Raw genomic sequence first — 22,508 nt, forward strand, 5'->3', positions numbered from 1 at the left:
GTCATCTGACGTAACGTCAGCCGACCGTCTCTCAGGGGGTGTCCGTGGCCGACGACCGTCCCGTACCGCTCGACGAGTACCCCGTGCACCAGGTGCCGCTGTCCATGAAGCACGTGGCGACCGGTGACCGGAACGCCTACGACCGCTGCATCTTCCACGTCTTCGACCACGCCGGCCGAGCCCTGCTCATCCTCGGTCTCGGCGTCTACCCCAACCTGGGCGTGATCGACGCCTACGCCACCCTGCGCACCGGCGACACCCTGCACGCCGTGCGCGCCTCGGACGCCCTGGGCGAGGACCGGATGCGGCTCGCCGTCGGGCCCCTGCGCATCGAGGTCCTCCGGCCCCTGCACGAGCTGCGCCTGGTCTGTCAGGACGACCAGCTGTCCTACGACCTCACCTGGACCGCCGCCTTCCCCGCCCTCTGGGAGCCGCACCACCTCCAGCGCCGGGGCGACCGGCTCACCCTCGAGGGCCGCCGCTTCGTCCAGGCGGGCACCGCGCAGGGTGTCGTCCGGGCCGCAGGAGCGAAGTTCCTGGTCGGCCCGGACGACTGGACCGGCACCCGGGACCGCAGCTGGGGCGTCCGGCCGGTCCCGGGCGAGGACGGCGGCCGGCTCGCCGCCGACCACCCCGCGGAGGGCTTCCACTGGATCTGGTGCCCGGTCCGCTTCGAGGACCGTTTCCTGATGGTCATCACCCAGGAGGACGCCGACGGCTACCGTTCCCTGAACGACGCCACCCTGGTCCGTCCGGGCCGGCGCGACCGCCAACTGGGCTGGCCCCAGGCCGAGATCGGCTACCGCTCGGGCACCCGCCACCCGGAACGGGCGGTCGTCCGTCTGGGAGACACCCGGGCACCGTGCGAACTGGACGTCGAGATCCTGGCCTCCTCGCCGCTCGCGCTCGGCGCGGGCTATCCGCCGGCGGACGACTGGCAGCACGGGACCTGGCTGGGGCCCGGATGGACCGACCGGCGCACCTACGACATGACCCTGCCCCACCCCCTGGCCGCCTACGGCGTCACCGACCACTCGGCCCGCTTCCGGCTCGACGGGCAGACCGGTCACGGCATCTTCGAGCACGGCTCGTTCGGCCGGCACGACCCGAGCGGCTTCACCGGCTTCGACTCGGTCGCGCCCTGAGGAGGGAGCCCGGCATGGCCACGGCACCACGCCCCCGTACCACCACCCGCGACTCGGAACACCTGGCCCGGCGCCTCACCGACTGGCTCGGCACCCGGCTGCCCGGCGCCAGGGTGACCGGTGTCACCGTCCCGGCCTCCAACGGCATGTCCAGCGAGACCCTGCTCTTCGACCTCGAGCATCCGCAAGCGCCGTGCCGCGCCTGTGCGCTGAGACTGGCGGCGGACCCGGCGGCGTACACCGTCTTTCCCGCCTACGACATGGCCCGCCAGTACCGCACCCTGCGCCTGGTGGCCGAGCACACCGACGTGCCCGTTCCCCGCCTGCTGTGGCTGGAGGAGGATCCGGGCCCGCTCGGGGCGCCGTTCCTCGTCATGGAACGGGTCGCCGGGCGCGTGCCGCCGGACGTCATGCCGTACACCTACGGGGGCAGTTGGCTGCACACGGCGAGCGACGCCGAGCGCGCGCACCTGGAGGCCGCGACCGTCGGGCTGCTGGCCCGTCTGCATGACCAAGTGCCTCTCAGCGAAGCGCAGTTCCTCACCACGCCCGGTACGGGAGACGCGCTGAGCCGGCATGTGTCGGTCCAACGCGCCTACTACGCCTGGGTGACCGACGGTCTGCCCCGCTCACCCCTGATCGAGGCCGCCTTCGACCGGCTGGAGCAGCTGTGGCCGAGCGAGGCGGGCGAAACAGTCCTCAACTGGGGTGACGCGCGCATCGGAAACATCGTCTACGACGGCTTCGACCCCGTCGCCGTCCTCGACTGGGAGATGGCGGCGCTCGCCCCGCGCGAGGTCGACCTCGGCTGGACCGTCTATCTGCACCGCTTCTTCCACGACCTCACGGTCGCCTCCGGACAGCGCGGACTGCCCGGTTTCCTGCGCCGGGACCACGTCGAGGCCCGCTACGCACGCCTGACCGGGCACACGCCGCAGGACATGGACTTCTACACCCTGTACGCCGCTCTGCGGCACGCGATCGTCATGCTGCGCATCGCCTACCGCCAGGTGCACTTCGGGGAGGCCGCCGTGCCGGCGGATCCGGACGCGCTGATCCTGCACCACGGCAGCCTGCGTGCCATGGTGCAGGGCACGTACTGGACGCGGTGAGGGGGCTCAGGCGGCCTGGGCGCGCATCGCCGGCACGCGCATCGGGCGCGAGCCCGGGCCGCCGACGTGCGAAAAGGGCTGCGTCCGCCAGTTCAGGCCCTGGGGGAGCGTCAGCAGCAGGGCGGTGTCCTGCTCCTGCGGCGCGAAGGACTCGTCCGCGGGGCGGGCGTCGGCCGCCGCACGGCCCGTGCCCGCACAGACCGTGAGCCCGAACGGGTTCCACGGCGAGGCGCACAGCGCGTGCTCCGGCAGGACCTGCTCGTCCGCCAGCAGCGCGATCGGCTGGGCGCAGTCCGGGCAGATCACCCGGTACATCTCGAAGGTGTCGTAGGCGTCGAGGTCGTCCTCGAAGACGTCGGGTTCGACGCCCTCCGGCTGGAGCTCGACGACCGGCTGCTGCCGCTTGGACGTGGATCGACCAGGGCGATGGACACTCTGCATGGGATTCTCCCCCTAAGGCTGGGCCGTTACGGCGCTGCGGCCTCGACCACAGCAAGCACTTCCCGCCAGCCCTGGGCGGTAATCACGAGAACATTACGGAGCCTGTTCGGGATGTGTGGCGTTCGTCACATGCCGCGTGCGGGTGCGTGGTACGGGGCTTGTGCGGTGCTTTTTGTATCGAACCGGCCATGACCTGCGCTCTCGGCTATCCCAGGAGATCAAGCGCACTGTAGGTTTTGGCGCCATGGAGGAGCTGGACCGACAGATCGTGCAGCTGCTCGTCAAGGACGGGCGGATGAGCTACACAGACTTGGGCAAGGCCACGGGCCTGTCCACGTCGGCCGTGCACCAGCGGGTGCGGCGGCTGGAACAGCGTGGCGTCATCCGCGGCTATGCCGCGGTGGTCGACCCCGAGGCCGTCGGCCTGCCGCTCACCGCTTTCATCTCGGTGAAACCGTTCGACCCCAGCGCCCCCGACGACATCGCGGACCGCCTCGCCGGTGTCCCCGAGATCGAGGCCTGCCACAGCGTCGCCGGCGACGAGAACTACATCCTCAAGGTGCGGGTGGCGACCCCGCACGAACTGGAGGAACTGCTGGCGAGGCTGCGCGGCCTGGCCGGGGTGTCGACGCGCACGACGGTGGTGCTGTCGACGCCGTACGAGGCGCGCCCGCCGCGGGTCTGAACCGGCGGTCGCCCCCGGTTACGGCCCACGCCGGCCGACGCGGGAAACTGTCCGCCATGAGCGACCGTACCGCCGACCTCGAGTCCCCCAAGACCGTCCTCCTGCGCCGAGGCGAGGTGCACAGCCCCGCCGACCCCTTCGCGACCGCGATGGTCGTGGAGGCCGGCCACGTCGCCTGGGTGGGCTCCGAGGGTGCCGCCGACGCCTTCGCGGACGGCGTGGACGAGGTGGTCGACCTCGACGGCGCCCTCGTCACGCCCGCCTTCACCGACGCCCATGTGCACACCACCGCGACCGGCCTCGCCCTGACCGGCCTGGACCTGACCGTAGCCCCCTCCCTGGAGGCGGCCCTCGCCCTGGTCCGCGACTTCGCCGCCGCCCGCCCGGACGACCGCGTCCTGCTGGGCCACGGCTGGGACGCCGCCCGCTGGCCGGGCGGCCGCCCGCCGACCCGCGCCGAACTCGACGAGGCCACCGGCGGCCGCCCGCTGTACCTCTCCCGCATCGACGTGCACTCGGCGGTCGTCACCAGCGCGCTGCTGGACCTGGTCCCCGGCGCGGTTCCCCGCGAGGACGCGCCGCTCACCAAGGACACCCATCACGCCGTGCGCGAGACGGCGCTCGGCGCCATCACGCCCGCCCAGCGCACCGAAGCCCAGCGCACCGCCCTCGCTCACGCGGCCTCCCTGGGCATCGGCTCGGTGCACGAGTGCGGCGGCCCGCAGATCTCCTCCGAGACCGACTTCACCGGCCTGCTGAGGCTCGCCGCCGAGGTGCCCGGTCCCCGGGTCGTCGGCTACTGGGCCGAACAGAACGTCGACAAGGCGCGGCAGCTGGGTGCCGTGGGCGCGGCGGGCGACCTCTTCGCCGACGGTGCCCTCGGGTCGCACACCGCCTGCCTGCACGAGCCGTACGCCGACGCCGGCCACACCGGCACCGTCTACCTGGACGCCGAGGCCGTAGCGGCCCATGTCGTCGCCTGTACCGAGGGGGGCCTGCAGGCCGGTTTCCACGCCATCGGCGACGCCGCAGTGAGCGCGGTCGTGGAAGGCGTGCGCGCCGCCGCGGAGAAGCTGGGCCTCGCCCGGATCCGCGCCGCCCGTCACCGCGTCGAGCACGCCGAGATGCTCACCTGCGACACCGTCGCGGCTTTCGCCGAGCTGGGGCTGATCGCCTCCGTGCAGCCCGCCTTCGACGCGCTGTGGGGCGGCGAGGACGGCATGTACGCCGCACGGCTGGGCGTCGAGCGGGCCCGCACCCTCAACCCGTTCGCGGCCCTGCTGCGCGCCGGTGTGCCGCTCGCCTTCGGCTCCGACAGCCCGGTCACCCCGCTCGACCCGTGGGGCACCGTGCGCGCCGCCGCGTTCCACCGCACGCCCGAGCACCGGGTCTCCGTCCGGGCCGCGTTCACGGCGCACACCCGGGGCGGCTGGCGGGCCGTGGGCCGGGACGACGCGGGCGTCCTGGTGCCGGGCGCACCCGCCGACTACGCCGTCTGGCGCACCGATGAGCTGGTCGTACAGGCCCCCGACGACCGGGTGGCCCGCTGGTCGACCGATCCGCGCTCCGGCACGCCCGGTCTGCCCGACCTCACCCCGGGCCGCGACCTCCCGGTGTGCCTGCGCACCGTGGTGGGCGGACGGACGGTGTTCGTACGGCCGGGCGAGTGATCTACGGGGGCGGCGCAGCGGCCGTCGGCGGCCGCCGCCTTGCCGCCCGACCTGCGCATCCTCTCCAGCGGCAGCAGGTGCCGCCCCGTTGTCGCAGCTCAGAGGGCTGTTGACAGTCGACGGCCGGGGGCCGGTAGGTTCGTCCGAGTCCACCACCGGACGCCCGACCGGGGAGTGTTCACGCAACTCGTCGCAGCGCCGCTGGGTCAGGGACGGTGTGCCGCACCGGGGCACCGTCACTGGGAGCCAGGCTCAGTGCCCGTGCCGCCGAGGGAACGTTCCGGCCCGGCAAGGTGTGACCCGGGTGGGGCCCGTGCGCTCAGTAGACAACGGCTTTCGGTCGATCCGCAGCCAGCGGGTCCCAGGTCGGCCCGAAGGGCGCCGGGCCCCCATCCGCCGTGGCGGGGAAACGGCGCCGGTGTGCCGCGAAGGGGCCGAAACCCGCATTCTTACCCCACTCTTGTGGAATCGACACCACCATCCACACGAGCCGTCACGTCTTCCCGGACGGCGGCCCACTATGGTGGACGTCTGCGTACGATCAGAAGGGGCAGCAGTGAACGACGGCGACGGGACCCTCGCGGCCAAGGCCCAGGGGAGGCAGTTCGGCCCGCTCGGCACGGCCTTGGTGATCATTCCGACCTACAACGAGGCGGAGAACATCAAGACCATCGTCGGACGGGTGCGAAAGGCCGTCCCCGAGGCGCACGTGCTGATCGCGGACGACAACAGCCCGGACGGCACCGGCAAGCTCGCCGACGAACTCGCGGCCGAGGACGGACACGTCCAGGTCATGCACCGCAAGGGCAAGGAGGGCCTCGGCGCCGCCTACCTGGCGGGCTTCCGCTGGGGTCTGGAGCGCGACTACGGAGTCCTGGTCGAGATGGACGCCGACGGCTCCCACCAGCCCGAGGAACTGCCCCGGCTGCTCACCGCCCTCAAGGGTGCCGACCTGGTGCTCGGGTCGCGCTGGGTGCCCGGCGGCCGCGTGGTCAACTGGCCCAAGTCCCGCGAGTTCATCTCCCGCGGCGGCAGCCTCTACTCCCGGCTCGCCCTCGACCTGCCGCTGCGCGACATCACCGGCGGCTACCGCGCGTTCCGCCGCGAGACCCTGCAGGGCCTGGGCCTGGAAGAGGTCGCCTCGCAGGGCTACTGCTTCCAGGTCGACCTGGCCCGCCGTGCGGTGAAGGCCGGCTACCACGTGGTCGAGGTCCCGATCACCTTCGTGGAGCGCGAACTCGGCGACTCGAAGATGAGCAAGGACATCCTCGTCGAGGCGCTGTGGCGGGTCACCGCCTGGGGCGCCAGTGACCGGATCGCCAAGCTCACCGGCAAGGACAAGCGGGCCTCGTAGTCCGCCCGCCGGATCCGGCCGATCATCCCCTTATCCCGCGCTGAGCCGCCGCCAGGCACACTGGAGCCATGACGACTGGCGCTCCGACCACTCCTTGCACCACCCGGCCCCGGCGCTCCCGGCTGCGCAGGTATCTGCCGCTGGGGGTCGCCGCCTGGCTGGTGCTGGAGATCTGGCTGCTGACCCTCGTCGCAGGGGCGGCCGGAGGGCTCGCCGTCTTCCTGCTGATCGTCGCGGGCTTCGTCGCAGGCTCCGTGGTCATCAAGCGGGCGGGCCGCCGCGCCTTCCAGAGCCTGAACGAGGCGCTGCAGCGAGGCGGTTCGCCGGAGCGCGGCGGCGGCAACGGCCTGCTGATGCTCGGCGGCCTGCTGCTGATGATCCCGGGGCTGGTCTCCGACGCGGCCGGCCTGCTCCTGCTGGTTCCGCCGGTGCAGCGGGCCGTGAGCCGGGTCGCCGAGAACGCCCTGGACAAGAGGTTGCGCACGGCCGCCCCGGGCAGCCTCGGTGACGCGTTCCAGCAGGCCCGGATGCATCGTCCCGACGGCAAGGTGGTCCAGGGCGAGGTCATCCGGCAGGACCGGCCGGAACCGGGGGAGGAGCACCGGCCGCCGCTGACGCGCTGAGCACACCCCCGACAAACGCCGAGCGCACCCTTCGGCACACGAAAACCGCGGGCGCCGTACGTGATGCACGTACGGCGCCCGCGGTTCGGTGTGCGCTGTGTCTTTCCCAGCCCCCGCGGGGACTAGGCCGACTTACGGCTGTCCCGGGGGTGAACCGCGATGTTCATCGCCCCCGAACGCAGAACCGCAAGGCGCTCCTCGAGGACCTCTTCGAGTTCCTCACGGGTGCGCCGCTCCATCAGCATGTCCCAGTGGGTACGCGCGGGCTTGGCCTTCTTCTCTTCAGGGCCGTCGCCGTCGACGAGGAGTGCCTGGGCCCCGCAGACCTTGCACTCCCACTCCGGCGGGATCTCCGCCTCGACCGAGAAGGGCATCTCGAAGCGGTGCCCCTTCTCGCATGCGTACTCCACGGCCTGGCGCGGGGCCAGGTCGATACCGCGGTCCGTCTCGTAGCTGGTCACCACGAGGCGCGTACCGCGAAGAGCTCGCTCACTCATGAATCGTGCCTCCCGGGCTTGTCGCCCACAGGACAGGTGTCGCTGTCGTCGTCATCCGGTCAACGTCCGGTCGGCGGTAAAGATTCCCGTTCCGTGTCCCGTTCCGGGTCATGCGTCGCCGTCGTAGCCGCCCCTTGTTCTACCCACCGGCGCCCGGTTTGTCACATCTGCTAGCAGATGTCACCCAGCGTTTCGGCATCTTTGACGCGCAGTAACGGTACGCCTGGCAGGCCAAAGGCGTACACTACCGCCCTTTCCCCTTGAGCGCTAAATCAGGGCTAAATCGTCTCCGGAACCGGGTTGCCGGCCGCGGCGATCGCCCTCCGCACCGGGACGCGTGCCAGCAGCACGAACCCGATGATGAAGAAGGCCACCAGCGAGATGATCGCGGACCGGTAGCTTCCGGTCAGCTGGTACGTCATGCCGAACAGCAGCGGCCCGAGCCAGCTCATCCCCCGGTCGCTCAGCTCGTACGCCGAGAAGTACTCGGCCTCCTTGCCGGGCGGCACGAGATGGGAGAACAGCGACCGTGACAGCGCCTGGCTGCCGCCGAGGACCAGGCCGATCCCGGCGGCCAGCACGAAGAACCACACCGGTGCCTTCGCGGGCAGGAAGTAGCCGGCGGCGAGAGTGACCGTCCACGCCACCAGCGAACCCAGGATCGTCCGTTGCGCGCCGTACGTCCGCGCCAGCCGGCCCATCGCCAGCGCCCCGGCCACGGCCAGCACCTGCACCAGCAGCACGGCCAGGATGAGCGTCGACTGGCCGAGCCCCAGTTCCTGCGAGCCGTAGACGGACGCCTGTGTGATCACCGTCTGGATGCCGTCGTTGTAGATGAGGTACGCCAGCAGGAAGGCGAGCGTCAGCGGGTGGCGGCGCATGTCGCGGACCGTCGCCGCGAGTTGCCTCAGGCCCGGCGCCGCGGTGCGTTCGGTGCGCGCCCGCCGGTCGCGCAGCCTGCGCAGCGGTATCAGCGTGAAGGCGCCCCACCACAGGCCCGCCGAGGCCAGGCAGACACGGACGGCGGCGGTCTCGCTCAGGCCGAAGGAGCCGTGCGCCGAGTACAGCACCAGGTTGGCGACCAGGACCGTGGAGCCCGCTCCGTACCCGAAGGCCCAGCCCCTGGAGGAGACCGCGTCCCGTTCCTCGGGCGGGGCGATCTGCGGCAGATAGGAGTTGTAGAGCATCATCCCGACGGACTGCGCCGCGTTGGCCACGATCAGCAGCACCCCGCCGAGCAGATACCGGTCGCCGTCCAGGAAGAACATGCCCGTGGTCGCGGCGGCCCCGGTGTACGCGGCCGCCGCCAGCAGCGGCTTCTTGCGGCCCGTGCGGTCGGCCGCGCTGCCCACGAGCGGCATCACCACGACGGCCAGGATCACCGACAAGGACACCGAGTAGGCGAAGAAGGAGCCGGCCCGGACCGGCACCCCCAGCGGATGCACATAGCCGTCGGCGTCCGCCGCCCGCTCGGCGACCGCGGTGAGGTAGGGCCCGAGGAAGACCGTCACCACGCTTGTCGAATAGACCGAGCAGGCCCAGTCGTAGAAATACCAGCCGCGCTGCTCGCGTCTGCGTCCTGCGGTCTCGTCGGCCGCCCGCATCCGTACGGTGTCGGTTCCCACCCGCGCCCTCGCTTCCGCTCAACTGCGAAGGCGCGGGCCGGGCGGCCGGGTGGTCAGACCCAGACGCCGCGGTCCTCCATGACCTTGCGCAACATGTCGATGTGATCGGTCATGATGCCATCGACTCCCAGGTCCAGGAGCCGGTGCATGCGCTCCGGTTCGTTGATCGTCCACACGTGCACCTGCAGCCCGCGCGCATGGGCGGCGCGGACGAAGCGGTGATCGACCACCGGGACGCCCGACTGGGCCTCGGGCACCTGAGCGGCGACGGCGGACCGGCGCACGGCGGCCGGCAGGCCCCACGAGCGCAGCCGCAGGTTCAGCACACCACGGGTGCCGAACGACGTGGCCAGCCGCGGCCCGGCCAGCCGCTGCGCGCGCAGCACGCGGGCCTCGGAGAACGAGCCCACACAGACCCGCTCCCAGGCGCCCGTGCGCTCGATCAGCTCCAGCAGGGGGCGCAGGGCGGGCTCGGCCTTGATGTCGACGTTCCAGCGGACCTCGGGGAAGGTATCCAGCAGCTCCTCGAACAGGGGCACCGGTTCCCGGCCGCCCACGCGCGCTTGCCGTACGTCCTCCCACGGCAGGTCCGCGATGCGGCCCGCCCCGTCGGTGACCCGGTCCAGCGTCGAGTCGTGGAAGGCGACGAGCCGGCCGTCGGCCGTGGCGTGCACGTCCGTCTCGATGTAGCGGTAGCCCATCTCCACCGCGCGGCGGAACTGCGCCACGGTGTTCTCCACCCCGTCGGCGGCCCCGCCCCGGTGGGCGAAGGCGATCGGGCCGGGATGGTCCAGGTAGGGGTGGCGCAGGGGTGGTGTCGTGAGGGTCACCCGTGCAGTATCGCGCGCTCCGGTGTCGAGGTGGCAACGACCGTGCTGCCGCCGGATGCCGCAGGGACGGCGAACACCCGCAGGAAGAGCTGCGCCAGTGGCCCGATGGACACGGCGTACAGCACGGTGCCGATGCCGATGGTGCCGCCCAGCAGGAATCCGCTGACCACCACCGCCACCTCGACCCCCGTCCGCATCAGGCGGATCGAGCGGCCGGTGTGCCGGTGGAGCCCCGTCATCAGGCCGTCGCGCGGACCGGGGCCGAAGCGCGCCGCGATGTACAGGCCGGTCGCCGCGCCGTTCAGCACGATCCCCGCGAGCATCAGCGGGACCCGCACGGCGAGGGAGCGGGCGTCCGGGACCAGCGCGAGCGTGCCGTCCATGGCGAGGCCGACGACGATGACGTTCGAGACCGTGCCCAGCCCGGGGCGCTGGCGCAGCGGGATCCACAGCAGCAGCACCGCCGCGCCCACGACGATCGACACCACGCCGATGGTCAGCCCGGTGAGCTCGGCGAGGCCCTGGTGCAGCACGTTCCAGGGCTCCAGACCCAGGCCCGCCGCCACGAGCAGGGCGGAGCTCGCGCCGTGGAGCGTGAGGCCGGCGTACAGCTGGATCAATCGCCGTCCGAGACGGCGCCGAGTGGACACGAAGTACCCCCCTGGGTGGAAGCGGTGGCCTGACGCATGTCACTCTGTGGCTTGGGATGGATCGCCATCCATGGCCAATCCGGGGAAGGTGGACTGATCTTCATGGCGCAGTGGACCTCTGCCATGGGGGCCGCGCAGCTCGCCCGGCTCCTCAACTCCCAGCAGGACCGCCCGGCCGGCCCCGGCACCCGCCGTCCGCCCGCCTACCGGGCGCTCGCCGACGGCATCCGGCTGCTGGTGCTCGAAGGCCGCGTCCCGGTGGCCGCCCGCCTGCCCGCCGAACGCGAACTCGCCCTCGCGCTGTCCGTGAGCCGCACCACCGTCGCGGCCGCGTACGAGGCGCTGCGCACCGAGGGCTTCCTGGAGTCCCGGCGCGGCGCCGGCAGCTGGACCGCCGTCCCGGCGGGCAACCCGCTGCCCGCGCGCGGGCTCGAACCCCTGCCCCCCGAGGCCCTGGGCTCGATGATCGACCTCGGCTGCGCCTCGCTCCCGGCTCCCGAGCCATGGCTCACCCGTGCCGTGCAGGGAGCGCTGGAGGAACTGCCGCCGTACGCCCACACGCACGGCGACTACCCGGCCGGCCTGCCCGCGCTGCGCTCGATGATCGCCGAGCGTTATACGGCGTGCGGAATTCCGACCATGCCCGAGCAGATCATGGTGACGACCGGCGCCATGGGCGCCATCGACGCGATCTGTCACCTGTTCGCGGGCCGGGGCGAACGCATCGCCGTGGAGTCGCCGTCCTACGCCAACATCCTGCAGCTGATGCGCGAGGCCGGCGCCCGGCTGGTCCCCGTCTCGATGGCCGAGGGCCTGTCCGGCTGGGACCTGGACCGCTGGCGGCAGGTCCTGCGCGAGGCCGCACCCCGCCTCGCCTACGTCGTCGCCGACTTCCACAACCCCACCGGCGCCCTCGCCGACGAGGACCAGCGGCGCCGGCTGGTGGACGCGGCCCGCTCGGCCGGCACGGTGCTCGTCGCCGACGAGACGATGACCGAGCTGTGGCTGGACGAGGAGCTCGACGGCGGCGGGATGCCGCGCCGGGTCTGTGCCTTCGACCCGGCGGGCTCCACCGTCGTCACCGTCGGCTCGGCCAGCAAGGCGTTCTGGGCGGGCATGCGGATCGGCTGGGTGCGGGCGGCGCCGGACGTCATCCGCAGCCTGGTCGCCGCGCGGGCGTACGCCGACCTCGGCACGCCGGTGCTCGAACAGCTAGCCGTCAACTGGCTGTTCAGCACGGGTGGTTGGGCGCAGGCCGTCGAGCTGCGCCGGGCCCAGGCCCGCGAGAACCGGGATGCGCTGGTGGCGGCGGTCCGGCGCGAGCTGCCCACATGGGAGTTCCACCTCCCGAAGGGAGGTCTGACCCTGTGGGTCCGCGCAGGCGGCCTGTCCGGCTCCCGGCTCGCCGAAGCGGGCGAGCGGACCGGTGTCCGCGTCCCCTCCGGCCCCCGCTTCGGGGTGGACGGCGCGTTCGAGGGCTACCTGCGGCTTCCGTTCACCGTCGGGGGAGCGGTGGCGGAGGAGGCCGCGGTCCGGCTGGCGGCGGCGGCCCGCCTGGTGGAGACCGGGGGGACGGGGGCTTCGGAGGAGCCGCGCACCTTCGTGGCCTAGTGCTGTGAAAGGTCTGCCGTCGCAGCACCAGGCACCGCGCCGGGCGCGGGAAACTGCGCGAGCGGCCACGTCGGACCGCGCCCGGGAGACGGCCGGAACCCCGGCGGCTCTATCCCGCCGCCTCCGCGGTCAGCGCCGCCGCGTCAACCGTCGGCTTGGTGAGATCCGCCGGCTCCGCGAGCTCCGGCGGCCGAGCGGCTTGCGCCGGCTCCGCGAGCTCCGTCGGCCGAGGGGCTTCCGCCTGCTGGTCCTCCTCCGCCTGCTGAGGCTCCTCCGCCGGCTCGGCCCTCACGGCAGTGGCCCGCGGAGGCAGCAACGCCAGCACGGCCTCGCGATCGGAGTCGCTGGTCGCGTCGTCGTACGGATCCGGCGTGCGCGGCACCTGAAGGCGGTGCACCGGACCGGATCCCAGCCGCGCGTATCCCCGGCCCGGCGGCACGTGTCCCAGCGGCGTCGTGTGCGGGGGAGCGCCCAGCACCGCCTCCACCTGCCGAGGCGCCACGGGCCCGAGCACGACACGCGCGCGCGTGTGCTGCCGTACCGCGTCCGTCAGGAGCTCCGCGCTGTCGATCTGCTCGGCCATCACGACGGTCACGTTCGCCGCCCGGCCGTGCCGCAGCGGTACCTGGAGCAGCGTCTGCGGGTCCGTGCGGCCGTCCCCCGCGGCGAGATGGGCGAAGACGGACGGCCGGTCCAGCACGATCCACAGCGGGCGCCGGGCGTCGGCCGGTGGCGGGTCGCCCGCCTGCCGGGCCAGATTGATGGCGATCAGGCGCCGCTCGGTCTCCTGCGCGGCCCACTCCAGGCTCGCCAGCGCCCCGGTCAGCGCGCACTCCACCGCCAGCACACCGTCCCGGCCGGTCAGGCACGCGTACTCGCCGGTGCCGCCGCCGTCGACGACGAGGACGTCGCCGCACTGGAGCGCCTGCAGGGCGATGGAACGCAGGAGGGTGGAGGTGCCGCTGCCGGGGTGGCCCATGGCCAGCAGATGCGGCTCGGTGGAGCGGATGCCGGTACGCCAGACGACCGGCGGTACGTCGATCTGTTCCTCCCCGTAGGAGAGGGGCAGGGTGCGCTGGACCTCGCCCGGGTCGGTGAAGCCGAGGACGGTCTCGCCCGGCGCCGTGACGAAGTGCTGGGCCGGGATGTCGGCGGGCAGCGGGGGGAGGACGGTGACGGTGAGCTGGTTGGCCTCCTCGTCCCACGCGAAGCGGTACTCGCGGCCCCGGCCGGCCTTCGCGGTGAGCAGCTGCTCGATCCGTGCGCGGGCCGCGGACTCGCCGTCCGGAAAGTACGCGGGATAGCGGATCACCAGATGACCGACGCGCCCCGCGTCGTCGAACTCGTGGGCGGTGAGCGCCTTCTCCCACTCCCCGCCGTGCGCGTACAGCGGCGCCGGGTCCTCGGTGCGGGAGAAGTAGGGCACCAGGGCTTCGTAGAGCGCCTGGAGCCGCTCGCTCTGGGACTCGTCGGGCCCTTCCGGGGCGGGCGGGGTGCGGTCGCGGCCCTGCCAGGCTGCCGCCCCCATGACGGTGATGACGGCGAGCAGCGGCCCGTACGGCGCCAGCGCCACGACCAGGATCACGCTGGCCACCAGGAACAGCAGGGGCCCCCGCTTGTCCTGAGGCGTGTCCGCCCATCTGCGCCGCCCGGCCGAGGCCAGCCGGCGCAGCCCGCGTGTGACGGTGATCAGCGGGTGGAGGACGTCGGTGGCGCTGTCGGCCGCCGTCCGGGCCAGGTCCCGGCTCCGGGCGAGCTGGGCCCGGGCGATCTGGGCGCTGTCCTTGCTCAGGATGCGGGGGAGAGGGCGCCGGGCCACTGCTGTCTCCTGACGGTGCGTGCGGGTGGGGCCGGCGGGATCAGAACTTGATGCCGCCGAGGAGGCTGGCCAGGCTCTCGCCGCCGGCTTTGATGCTCGGGGCGATGCCCGTGCTGGCCAGGTAGAAGCCGAACAGAGCCGAGGTGCACGCGTGCGAGCCCTTGAGGCCGTCCTTGCGGAAGAAGAGGAAGACGACGACGCCGAGCAGCATGACGCCTGAGACGGAGAGGATCATTTCGGGCCTCCTGGTGTCGAAGGTGGGGGGCAGTCACCATGAGTTCTTCCAGGATCACAGAATGTATCTATACGATTAAAGGTGCAAATGGGTGAAAGATGGCGAATTTCACCCGGCCGGTGGAGTGTCTCCGGCCCTGCCGGGTCGGGCGGTCGCCTGCGCCGGGGGATGTCGCTGATCTTTACCTCGGGCACATCGGGTCATGTGCGGCGCGAGCCAGTACGCTGGCGATTCACTCGTACGGCCGCGTTCCGCTCTCGCTGCCGTACGCTCCCTGAAGTCCCCGAAGTTCGCAGGAGAGGCGGTCCGGCCGATGAGTGAAGCCCCCGACCCCGAGGTCGTGGAGCTGGCGACCAAGATCTTCGATCTGGCCCGGCAGGGGCAGACCGAGGCGCTCGTGGCGTACGTCGACGCCGGCGTTCCGGCCAACCTCACCAACGACCGTGGCGACTCCCTCGTGATGCTCGCCGCCTATCACGGCCACGCCGACGCGGTCCGCGCCCTGCTCGCCCGGGGCGGCGCGGCGGACCAGGTCAACGACCGGGGCCAGACCCCGCTCGCGGGTGCCGTCTTCAAGGGCGAGACAGACGTGATCAAGGCTCTTCTGGAGGGCGGAGCCGACCCGGCCGCGGGGACGCCGTCGGCCGTCGACACCGCCCGGATGTTCGGCAAGACGGAACTCCTGGAGCTGTTCGGCGCGCACTGACGCGCATGTCCTGACCAGGTACGACACACAAAACGGGGGAGGCGGTAAGAGGCCGCCGGAAATACGGTCGCGGCAGCACAAACCGCGGGTCATCATGACGACGTGATTCACGGACGCGATGGCTGGGCAGGTGTTGCCGCACCGCGCGGGCCGTGATGCGGTCCGCATGGGCCACCGACGAGAGGCAGAGAGAGATGGTCTTCAGCAAGCAAGAGACGGCGGGCGCTCCGACGTTGTGTCACGCGGCCAGGTAGTGCGTGTTCCCCGGTTGCGTCGACGCTTGATGTGAGGCTGTTTCCCATGTTCGATCCGGTCATAGCGCCCAGCGGTACGCTGCTCGGCCTGCTCCAGCGGGGCCGCGGCGACGGCACACTGCACGCGCTCACCGCCCCGCGCGCCGAAGCGCTCGCGGCCCTGAACCACTGCGTGCTGCGCGATCCCCGCCACGACTGGCAGGTGGAGAACCGCTCCCTCTACTACGCCCGGCTCTATCTCGACCTGAACGGCGAGCTGGACGCGATCGAGGCGCACCTCTTCGATGCCGAGGACGTCCTCGACACCGACGAGTCCCGCACCGGTCTCGCCCTGGCCGTCCTCGGGCACCTCGCCTCGTACGGCAGGCGGGACGCGCTCGAACTGCTGCGCAGGTACGCCGCCCACGGCTCCAACTGGGCCTGGGCCCTGGACGAGCTGGCCCTCAGGGACGACGACGCGGGCCTGCGCGCCCTCGCCGCGCCCGTCCTGGCCCGCTTCCCCGCCGATCCCGAGGGCGAGGCCGAGCTGGCCGCCGCCGTGCGCGACGCCTTCGAGCCGCGGCCCTGGCGGCTGTGGGCCGAGGATCCGCGCGAATCGATCGCCACGCGCGTGCGTGCCGCACAGGAGACCGGCTGCTTCGACCGCTGGCAGCGCCAGATGCGGCCCACCGGTCCCCGGCCCGGGTGGAGCGTGCGCGCCGTCTTCGAATGGGCGCAGCAGGGCCTTGAGCGCGGCGCCGCCCTCCATGTGCCGGCCGCCCGCTGCCTGATCGCCGTGGCCGGCCCGGAGGACCGCCCGGAGATCGTCCAGGCCGCCCGCACCGGCATGGACGGGGCCCGCTGTACCGCGCTGCGCTACCTCGCCGACAACAACGACCGCGACGCCCTCGACCTGATCGAGGCCGCCGTCGCCGACGGCACGACGGCCGTCCTGGAGGCCGCCGTCGACGCCTTCGAGCGGATGCGCAGCGTCGCCGCGGTCGACCGTGCCCGTCGCTGGGCCCAGCGCCCTGACGCGCTCGGCACCGCCGCCGCCCGCATGCTCGCCTGCCGGGGCGGTGTCCAGGACCGCGACCTCGTCCTCGGCGCCCTCCGCGAGGCGGTGCGCGGGGAAGGCCCCGACGCACCCACGCTGTGGACCCTCGTCGACGGCACCGGACGCCTGGGTATCGCCTGCGCCGCGCCCGTACTGCGCCACATCTACCGTGAGACGGCCTCCTCCCATCTCCGCGGCCGGGCCGCCCGCGCGCTGGCCGCCACCGACCCCTCCTTCGCCACCGGTTTCGCCGTCGAGTGCCTGTGGGACTGCGAGGAGACCACCCGCGAAGTCGCCGCCCGGCACGCCGAGACCGGCGACACCCGGGTCGTGGAGCGCCTGCGCCGCCTGGCCGCCGATCCGGCCGAGGAGGCGGAGGTGCAGACAGCGGTCCGCAGCCGCTTCGGACCCGACGCGGCCCTCGGCTGAACCCGCGCACCCGGACAGTCCCGGAGCCCCGCGCAACCCCCGGTCCGGGCGGACGACCACCCGGACCGTGAACACGAGGTGTCCCGCAGGTCAGTCGGTCATGACGGCCGTCTGACCTGCTCGGGTGTGCAGCCCAACGCTCATGGGACGTTCCCCGGGTGGAAAGATCCAAGTTGACGCGGCCACGCCGGGCGCGGCGACAACACCCGTATGCGTGTCGTCATCGTGACCGAATCCTTTCCCCCCGATGTGAACGGCGTGGCCCACTGCGCGCTCCAGACCGCCCGGCACCTCGTAGATCGCGGTCACCATCCGCTCGTCGTCGCCCCCGCCCCGGCTCCGGGCAGCGGACCGGACACGGACGCCCCGTGCCCGGTCGTCCGGATCCCCTCCCTCCCGCTCCCCGGCTACCCCCAGGTCCGCGTCGCCCTGCCCAGCCGGCGCCTCGCCGCGGCGCTCGTCGAGCACCGTCCTGACGTCGTCCATCTCGCCAGCCCCTTCGTCCTCGGCGTGCGCGGCATGGCCGCCGCCGCCCGGCTCGGCATCCCCGCCGTCGCCGTCTACCAGACCGACCTGGCCGGATACGCCCGCACCTACATGGGTGCCGGCGAGGCGGCCGCCTGGCGGCGGATCCGCTCCGTCCACGCCGCCGCCGACCGCACCCTCGCCCCGTCCAGCGCCGCCCTCGGCGACCTGGAGACGCACGGCGTGCCCCGGGTCCGGCTGTGGCCTCGCGGCGTGGACACCGTACGTTTCCGGCCAGATCTGCGTGATGAGTCGCTGCGCCGCGAACTCGCCCCGAACGGCGAGGTGATCGTCGGCTACGTCGGCCGGCTCGCTCCCGAGAAACACGTCGAACTCCTCGCCGGCGCCTGCGGCCTGGAAGGCGTCAAGGTCGTGGTGGTCGGCGACGGGCCCAGCCACGCGCACCTCACCGAGGCCCTGCCCGGTGCCGTCTTCCTCGGCCGGCGCACCGGCGACGAGCTCGCGCGGATCTTCGCCTCGCTGGACCTCTTCGCGCACACCGGCCCCTTCGAGACCTTCTGCCAGACCGTCCAGGAGGCCATGGCCAGCGGCGTCCCGGTCGTCGCACCCGCCGCCGGCGGCCCGCTCGACCTGGTCGCCCACGGCCGCACCGGCCTTCTCGTCCCGCCGCGCGACGCGGCCGCCGTCCAGGAGGCCGTCCGTGAACTGGTCACCGACCCGGCACGGCGGACCGCGTTCGGCACCGCCGCCCGCACCCTGGTCGAGGGCCGCACCTGGGCCGCCGTCTGCGACCAGCTGATCGCCCACTACGACGACGTCCTCGCGGCACGCAGGACGGCGGTGGCGGCATGACCGGCCAGTCCCTGCGCATCGTCCGGCTCGCCAACTTCGTCGCCCCGGCCTCCGGCGGCCTGCGCACCGCTCTGCGGGAGCTGGGCAAAGGCTTCAAGGCGGCGGGCCACGAGCCGGTGCTGGTCGTGCCCGGCGAACGGCACACCGACCGCGACACCGAGCAGGGCCGGGTCATCACCCTGCCCGGCCCGTTGCTGCCCGGCACCGGCGGCTACCGCGTCCTCACCGACAAGCGGCGCGTGGCCGCCCTCCTGGAGGAGCTCGCCCCGGACCGCCTGGAGGTCTCCGACCGTACGACCCTGCGCTGGACCGGCCGCTGGGCCCGCCGCGCGCGCGTGCCCGCCGTGATGGTCTCCCACGAGACCGCCGACGGCGTGCTGCGCACCTGGGGCCTGTCCGAGAATCTGTCCCGCCGGGCCGCCGACGTCCTCAACACCCGCACGGCGCACGTCTACTCACGGGTGGTGTGCACGACCGAGTTCGCCGAGCGGGAATTCGTGCGCATCGGCGCCCGCAACGTCGTACGCGCCCCCCTGGGCGTCGACCTGATGCAACGCCACCCCGCGCTCCGCGACCCGGGCCTGCGCACGCTGCACGCGCGCGGGGACGAGGCGCTGCTCGTGATGTGCTCCCGGCTGTCCGTGGAGAAGCGCCCCGGAACCGCCCTGGACGCCCTGGACGCGCTCATACGACGCGGGCGGCGGGCGGTGCTCGTGGTGGCCGGGGACGGGCCGCTCAAGAGCCGGCTCGAACAGCGCGCGCGGGAGCACGGGCTGCCGGTGACGTTCCTCGGGCACGTCTCCGACCGGGCCGCGCTCGGCGCTCTCCAGGCGACCGCGGACGTGGCCCTCGCGCCGGGGCCCGCCGAGACCTTCGGGCTCGCCGCCCTGGAGGCCATGGCGTGCGGCACGCCCGTCGTGGCGAGCGCGTCGTCCGCGCTGCCCGAGGTCATCGGCTCCGCCGGGGCGACCGCGGCCGACCGCGGCGAGGCGTTCGCGGACGCCGTGGAGCTGCTGCTGGACCGCGGCGAGCAGGCCCGGCGCGAGGCGGCACGCGCGCGTGCGGAGTGCTTCGGCTGGGGAGCGGCCGTGGAGGCGTTCCTGGCGGCCCACGACGCGGAGGTGCTGCGTCCGACCGGCGTCCGCCGCAGCGTGCCGGAGGGCGTGGCATGAGAGCCGTCCGCTTCGTCGGCCTCGGGGACTCGCTGACCCAGGGCGTGGGTGACCCCGCCGGGGACGGCTGGCGGGGCTGGGCCGCCCTGCTGGCCCCGTCCCTCGCCCAGACAGCCGGCGCCGTGGAGTTCACCAACCTGGCGGTCAGCGGCGCCCAGACTTTCGACGTGCTGCGCCGGCAGACGCCGGTCGCCCTCGAACTCCGGCCCGACCTGGTGTCCGTGGTGATCGGGGTCAACGACACGCTGCGCCGCACCTTCGACATCCAGGCGGTGGCCGCCCACCTGGACGAGGTCTACGCGGCCTTCACCCGAGCGGGCGCCACCGTGCTCACCGCCTGCCTGCCCGACCCCGGCGCGATGCTGGGCCTCCCGAGCGCACTGGCCCGTCCGCTGGCCCGCCGGCAACGGGCCGTCAACACGGTCGTCCACGCGCTGTCCGAGCGCTACGGAGCCGTCCACCTGCACGCCGCGGACGGTGCCTGGATCACCGACCGGGAGCTGTGGAGCGCCGACCGGCTGCACCCGGGCGAGCGCGGGCACCGGCAGCTCGCCGTGCGCTTCCACGCCCTGCTCACCGAGGCTGGACAAGCGTCGGGCCGACCGCCGTCCGCCGAACCGGAGTTCCCCGCGCCGACCCGCGCGGCGAGCCTGCTGTGGCTGGCCACCGCCGGCACCGGCTGGGTGGTCCGGCGGTGCAAGGACCTGTTGCCGCAGCTGCTGCGTCTCGCCGCCGACGAGCTGCACCACCGGGCCCGGGGCACCAGCACGCGCCTCGACCTGCGTGCCTCGGCGGCGGTGTCCGCGGCCCTGGCGGCCCTGGCGGAGGTCCCCGGAGAGGACGCCGGGGCTCAGCGGCGCCCCGCCGGCGCCACGAAGCCGACGGGCGTACCGGGCCGGGCACGGGTGACCGGCGCCGCGGCTGGGGCTGCGGCGCCGGCCGCCGGTGTGGCCACCGGGCCGGTCGGCCCGGGCAGGTCGGTGGTGGCCGCCGGTGTGACCACGGCGGGGGGTGCCGCCGGCGAGGAGACGTCGGCGGCGCGCGGTGTGGGCTTGATGGAGGGCGCCGTCGGTGAGGAGACGTCGGCGGTGCGCGGTGTGGGCTTGATGGAGGGCGCCGCCGGTGAGGAGACGTCGGCGGTGCGCGGTGTGGGCGGCGAGGCCCGGTCGTCGGTGGTGCGCGCGGCCTGGGGGGCAGATACGGCCGGTGAGGCCGCAGCGCCTGCTGTGATCTGTGCGGCCCCGGCGGTGGGAACCGCCTCCGAGGCCGCGGTGCGGTAGGAACCGCCTCCGAGGCCACGGTGCCGGACACGGCCTGCCCGACGGAGCGCCGGGCGCTGCCCACGGGCGTGGATCGGGCCGATGAGCGGCTCCGCCGGGAGTGCACCGGGCGGGGCCGCTTTGGCGCAGGCTCCTGTGCGGTCGGCGGGGTCCGGCCCGCTCCCGCACCGGACCCGGGCAGTCGGCTGGTGGGTTCGCCTGTACCGGCGACCCGCGTAGGGGCGCGTAGCGGACGCCGGCCGCTCCCCCGATCGGCCACCGGCACACGCGCGGGTCCTCGGAGCGGCACGGCGATGCTGCGTCCGCCCACGGCCTCAGACGACGCCGACCAGCCGGTACTGCTCGTCGCGGGCGTCGGTCAGGAACATCTGGCCCGGGGCGTGGGTGATGGCGAACGGCGGCCGGGACGCCATCACCGCCGCCTGCGGGGTCACTCCGCAGGCCCAGAACACCGGGATGTCACCGGGCGCCGGGGTCACCGGATCACCGAAGTCGGGCCGGGCCAGGTCCTCGATGCCGAGCGCTGCCGGGTCCCCGCAGTGCACGGGACCGCCGTGCACGGCCGGCAGCAGGGCGCTCTCCCGGATCGCGGCGCGGATGCGCTCCGGCGGCACCGGCCGCATGGACACCACCATCGGCCCGCGCAGCCTGCCCGCCGCCCGGCACGCGCGCGTGGTCACGTACATCGGCACGTTGCGGCCCTGCTCGACATGCCGGAGCGGCACGCCCGCCCGGGCCAGCGCCCACTCGAAGGTGAAGCTGCACCCGAGCAGGAACGACACCATGTCGTCGCGCCAGTGGGCCCGCACATCCGTGGGCTCGTCGACCAGCTCGCCGTCCTGCCACACCCGGTAGCGCGGCAGGTCGGTCCGCAGGTCGGCGCCCTCGGCGAGGACCGTCGAGGGGGAGCCGGCGTCGGTGACGTCCAGCACTGGGCAGGGCTTCGGATTGCGCTGGCAGAACAGCAGCATGTCGTAGGCCCAGTCGGCGGGCACGGAGATCAGGTTGGCCTGCGTGTGGCCCGTCGCGACCCCGGCCGTGGGGCCCGTGAGGCCCTTCCGGAAGCGGGCCCGCGCGGTTTTCGGGCTCCACGCGCGCGCGTGTTCGTCGACAACGGCGACGGGCAGGTACTCGGTCGGATCCTCGGTACGGGACGTGCGCGTCATGCCGGCTCCTCGGGGACGTGAGCATGGCCCTCCTGAGCACAGTAGAGGATTGTTCAACGATCCTTCAATACCCATGTTGTCTCGTTCCGTTGCGTGCGATTGAATTCCGGCATGGCAGAGCAGCTGACGGCACTGGCCGACGACCGTGCGCTCCTGGGGCGTACGAGCACGGCGGAGCGGGTCTCGGACATCCTCCGGAGCCGTATCGCCGACGGGTACTTCCCACCCGGCACCCGACTGTCGGAGGACGGCATCGGCGGGGCGCTCGGGGTCTCCCGCAACACCCTGCGCGAGGCGTTCCGGCTGCTCACGCACGAACGCCTGCTGGTCCATGAACTCAACCGCGGTGTGTTCGTGCGGGTCCTGACCGTCGAGGACGTCGAGGACATCTACCGCACGCGGTCCCTGGTCGAGTGCGCCGTCGTCCGCGGGCTCGGCGAGCCGCCGTACCGGCTGGACGGGGTGGCCGAGGCGGTCGCCGAAGGAGAGGCGGCGACCGCGGAGCGCGACTGGAAGGCCCTGGGTACGTCCAACATCCACTTCCATCGGGAACTGGTCGCCCTCGCCGGCAGCGAACGCACCGACGAACTGATGCGCAGCGTCTTCGCCGAGCTGCGGCTGGCCTTCCACGTCGTCGACGACCCGCGCCGGCTGCACGAGCCCTACCTCGCGCGCAACCGCCGGATCCTGCAGGCGCTGCGGAGCGGGGACAAGCGCGAGGCCGAGCGACTGCTGCAGACGTACCTCACGGACTCGCTGGAGCGGGTGGTCGAGGCGTACCGGAGGCGGGTCGCCCCGTAGGGCCGGCGGCACGCGGCCCGCGCTCGGAC

20 protein-coding genes and 1 pseudogene are annotated in these 22,508 nt (G+C 73.2%); 13 read left to right on the plus strand and 8 right to left on the minus strand.

Going from position 1 to position 22,508, the window contains the following annotated elements; genetic code table 11:
* Positions 1 to 44 precede the first annotated feature (44 nt).
* Positions 45 to 1,145 (plus strand): hypothetical protein, encoded by a 1,101-nt coding sequence (locus ABZ919_RS32655; RefSeq protein ID WP_361254873.1) that lies wholly within the window; start codon positions 45 to 47, stop codon positions 1,143 to 1,145.
* A 14-nt stretch (positions 1,146 to 1,159) separates the two neighbouring features.
* Positions 1,160 to 2,257 carry a phosphotransferase family protein gene (locus ABZ919_RS32660; protein ID WP_361254876.1) on the plus strand — a complete coding sequence of 366 codons (1,098 nt, stop codon included), beginning with the start codon at positions 1,160 to 1,162 and terminating at the stop codon, positions 2,255 to 2,257.
* Between the two features lie 6 nt (positions 2,258 to 2,263).
* Here ABZ919_RS32660 and ABZ919_RS32665 read toward each other — a convergent pair whose 3' ends face one another.
* Positions 2,264 to 2,698 (minus strand): hypothetical protein, encoded by a 435-nt coding sequence (locus ABZ919_RS32665; RefSeq protein ID WP_361254879.1) that lies wholly within the window; start codon positions 2,696 to 2,698, stop codon positions 2,264 to 2,266.
* 244 nt (positions 2,699 to 2,942) lie between these two features.
* On the opposite strand from ABZ919_RS32665, the gene ABZ919_RS32670 reads away from it, so the two are divergent.
* The 4 genes from ABZ919_RS32670 to fxsA all read left to right on the plus strand — a co-directional run bounded on the left by ABZ919_RS32670 (position 2,943) and on the right by fxsA (position 7,030).
* On the plus strand, positions 2,943 to 3,383 hold the full coding sequence (locus ABZ919_RS32670; RefSeq protein ID WP_361254881.1) for an Lrp/AsnC family transcriptional regulator: 441 nt from the start codon (positions 2,943 to 2,945) through the stop codon (positions 3,381 to 3,383).
* A gap of 56 nt (positions 3,384 to 3,439) precedes the next feature.
* Positions 3,440 to 5,053: an amidohydrolase gene (locus ABZ919_RS32675; protein WP_361254884.1), complete on the plus strand. Its 1,614-nt coding sequence runs from the start codon at positions 3,440 to 3,442 to the stop codon at positions 5,051 to 5,053.
* Between the two features lie 556 nt (positions 5,054 to 5,609).
* Positions 5,610 to 6,407 (plus strand): polyprenol monophosphomannose synthase, encoded by a 798-nt coding sequence (locus tag ABZ919_RS32680; protein WP_361254887.1) that lies wholly within the window; start codon positions 5,610 to 5,612, stop codon positions 6,405 to 6,407.
* 68 nt (positions 6,408 to 6,475) lie between these two features.
* On the plus strand, positions 6,476 to 7,030 hold the full coding sequence (gene fxsA / locus ABZ919_RS32685) for an FxsA family membrane protein (protein ID WP_361254890.1): 555 nt from the start codon (positions 6,476 to 6,478) through the stop codon (positions 7,028 to 7,030).
* A gap of 122 nt (positions 7,031 to 7,152) precedes the next feature.
* On the opposite strand, the gene ABZ919_RS32690 is transcribed toward fxsA, so the two are convergent.
* The 4 genes from ABZ919_RS32690 to ABZ919_RS32705 all read right to left on the minus strand — a co-directional run bounded on the left by ABZ919_RS32690 (position 7,153) and on the right by ABZ919_RS32705 (position 10,632).
* Positions 7,153 to 7,527: an RNA polymerase-binding protein RbpA gene (locus tag ABZ919_RS32690; RefSeq protein ID WP_003977404.1), complete on the minus strand. Its 375-nt coding sequence runs from the start codon at positions 7,525 to 7,527 to the stop codon at positions 7,153 to 7,155.
* A 278-nt stretch (positions 7,528 to 7,805) separates the two neighbouring features.
* Positions 7,806 to 9,152 carry an MFS transporter gene (locus ABZ919_RS32695; RefSeq protein ID WP_361254893.1) on the minus strand — a complete coding sequence of 449 codons (1,347 nt, stop codon included), beginning with the start codon at positions 9,150 to 9,152 and terminating at the stop codon, positions 7,806 to 7,808.
* Positions 9,153 to 9,205: 53 nt separating this feature from the next.
* A complete protein-coding gene (locus ABZ919_RS32700; protein ID WP_361254896.1) occupies positions 9,206 to 9,982 on the minus strand; it encodes a glycerophosphodiester phosphodiesterase in 777 nt (258 codons plus the stop codon).
* Positions 9,979 to 10,632, minus strand: coding sequence for a hypothetical protein (locus ABZ919_RS32705; RefSeq protein WP_361254899.1), 654 nt, complete (start codon positions 10,630 to 10,632; stop codon positions 9,979 to 9,981). Before ABZ919_RS32705 ends, ABZ919_RS32700 begins: the two co-directional genes overlap by 4 nt.
* 102 nt (positions 10,633 to 10,734) lie before the next feature.
* Between ABZ919_RS32705 and ABZ919_RS32710 the strand changes: the two genes are divergently transcribed.
* Complete coding sequence (locus tag ABZ919_RS32710) at positions 10,735 to 12,243, plus strand: PLP-dependent aminotransferase family protein (protein WP_361254902.1); 1,509 nt, start codon at positions 10,735 to 10,737, stop codon at positions 12,241 to 12,243.
* Positions 12,244 to 12,352: 109 nt separating this feature from the next.
* Here the strand turns inward: ABZ919_RS32710 and ABZ919_RS32715 are convergent, their stop codons facing one another.
* The gene (locus tag ABZ919_RS32715; protein ID WP_361254905.1) at positions 12,353 to 14,062 is read right to left on the minus strand and encodes a hypothetical protein; all 1,710 of its coding nucleotides are present in this window, start codon (positions 14,060 to 14,062) and stop codon (positions 12,353 to 12,355) included.
* A gap of 40 nt (positions 14,063 to 14,102) precedes the next feature.
* Entirely contained in the window at positions 14,103 to 14,297 is a 195-nt protein-coding gene (locus ABZ919_RS32720) for a hypothetical protein (protein WP_067046482.1), read from the minus strand.
* 313 nt (positions 14,298 to 14,610) lie between these two features.
* Here ABZ919_RS32720 and ABZ919_RS32725 point away from each other — a divergent pair, with 313 nt between their 5' ends.
* The 5 genes and pseudogenes from ABZ919_RS32725 to ABZ919_RS32745 form a co-directional block, all read left to right on the plus strand.
* Positions 14,611 to 15,003, plus strand: coding sequence for an ankyrin repeat domain-containing protein (locus ABZ919_RS32725; RefSeq protein WP_361254908.1), 393 nt, complete (start codon positions 14,611 to 14,613; stop codon positions 15,001 to 15,003).
* A gap of 300 nt (positions 15,004 to 15,303) precedes the next feature.
* Positions 15,304 to 16,722, plus strand: a complete 1,419-nt coding sequence (locus ABZ919_RS32730; protein ID WP_361254911.1) for a HEAT repeat domain-containing protein — start codon at positions 15,304 to 15,306, stop codon at positions 16,720 to 16,722.
* Positions 16,723 to 16,932: 210 nt separating this feature from the next.
* Entirely contained in the window at positions 16,933 to 18,060 is a 1,128-nt protein-coding gene (locus ABZ919_RS32735) for a glycosyltransferase family 1 protein (protein WP_361254914.1), read from the plus strand.
* Entirely contained in the window at positions 18,057 to 19,232 is a 1,176-nt protein-coding gene (locus tag ABZ919_RS32740) for a glycosyltransferase (protein ID WP_361254917.1), read from the plus strand. The genes ABZ919_RS32735 and ABZ919_RS32740 overlap by 4 nt, the downstream gene beginning before the upstream one ends.
* Positions 19,229 to 20,056 (plus strand): annotated as a pseudogene (locus tag ABZ919_RS32745) (SGNH/GDSL hydrolase family protein); the annotation flags it as partial. The gene ABZ919_RS32740 and the pseudogene ABZ919_RS32745, both read left to right, overlap by 4 nt.
* Positions 20,057 to 20,826: 770 nt before the next feature.
* Here ABZ919_RS32745 and ABZ919_RS32750 read toward each other — a convergent pair.
* Positions 20,827 to 21,678 carry a putative hydro-lyase gene (locus ABZ919_RS32750; protein WP_361254920.1) on the minus strand — a complete coding sequence of 284 codons (852 nt, stop codon included), beginning with the start codon at positions 21,676 to 21,678 and terminating at the stop codon, positions 20,827 to 20,829.
* 111 nt (positions 21,679 to 21,789) lie between these two features.
* Between ABZ919_RS32750 and ABZ919_RS32755 the strand changes: the two genes are divergently transcribed.
* Positions 21,790 to 22,479: a GntR family transcriptional regulator gene (locus ABZ919_RS32755; RefSeq protein WP_361254923.1), complete on the plus strand. Its 690-nt coding sequence runs from the start codon at positions 21,790 to 21,792 to the stop codon at positions 22,477 to 22,479.
* The last annotated feature ends 29 nt before the right edge of the window (positions 22,480 to 22,508 follow it).

It is taken from the genome of Streptomyces sp. NPDC046759, assembly GCF_040645475.1.
Lineage (GTDB): Bacteria > Actinomycetota > Actinomycetes > Streptomycetales > Streptomycetaceae > Streptomyces.

What these genes read in the sequence shown, in the direction of transcription:
- ABZ919_RS32660 (WP_361254876.1), top strand. Translation starts at nt 1,160, where the DNA reads ATGGCCACGGCACCACGCCCCCGTACCACCACCCGCGACTCGGAACAC.
- ABZ919_RS32665 (WP_361254879.1), bottom strand. Translation starts at nt 2,698, where the DNA reads ATGCAGAGTGTCCATCGCCCTGGTCGATCCACGTCCAAGCGGCAGCAG.
- ABZ919_RS32670 (WP_361254881.1), top strand. Translation starts at nt 2,943, where the DNA reads ATGGAGGAGCTGGACCGACAGATCGTGCAGCTGCTCGTCAAGGACGGG.
- ABZ919_RS32675 (WP_361254884.1), top strand. Translation starts at nt 3,440, where the DNA reads ATGAGCGACCGTACCGCCGACCTCGAGTCCCCCAAGACCGTCCTCCTG.
- fxsA (WP_361254890.1), top strand. Translation starts at nt 6,476, where the DNA reads ATGACGACTGGCGCTCCGACCACTCCTTGCACCACCCGGCCCCGGCGC.
- ABZ919_RS32690 (WP_003977404.1), bottom strand. Translation starts at nt 7,527, where the DNA reads ATGAGTGAGCGAGCTCTTCGCGGTACGCGCCTCGTGGTGACCAGCTAC.
- ABZ919_RS32710 (WP_361254902.1), top strand. Translation starts at nt 10,735, where the DNA reads ATGGCGCAGTGGACCTCTGCCATGGGGGCCGCGCAGCTCGCCCGGCTC.
- ABZ919_RS32720 (WP_067046482.1), bottom strand. Translation starts at nt 14,297, where the DNA reads ATGATCCTCTCCGTCTCAGGCGTCATGCTGCTCGGCGTCGTCGTCTTC.
- ABZ919_RS32725 (WP_361254908.1), top strand. Translation starts at nt 14,611, where the DNA reads ATGAGTGAAGCCCCCGACCCCGAGGTCGTGGAGCTGGCGACCAAGATC.
- ABZ919_RS32730 (WP_361254911.1), top strand. Translation starts at nt 15,304, where the DNA reads ATGTTCGATCCGGTCATAGCGCCCAGCGGTACGCTGCTCGGCCTGCTC.
- ABZ919_RS32735 (WP_361254914.1), top strand. Translation starts at nt 16,933, where the DNA reads ATGCGTGTCGTCATCGTGACCGAATCCTTTCCCCCCGATGTGAACGGC.
- ABZ919_RS32740 (WP_361254917.1), top strand. Translation starts at nt 18,057, where the DNA reads ATGACCGGCCAGTCCCTGCGCATCGTCCGGCTCGCCAACTTCGTCGCC.
- ABZ919_RS32750 (WP_361254920.1), bottom strand. Translation starts at nt 21,678, where the DNA reads ATGACGCGCACGTCCCGTACCGAGGATCCGACCGAGTACCTGCCCGTC.
- ABZ919_RS32755 (WP_361254923.1), top strand. Translation starts at nt 21,790, where the DNA reads ATGGCAGAGCAGCTGACGGCACTGGCCGACGACCGTGCGCTCCTGGGG.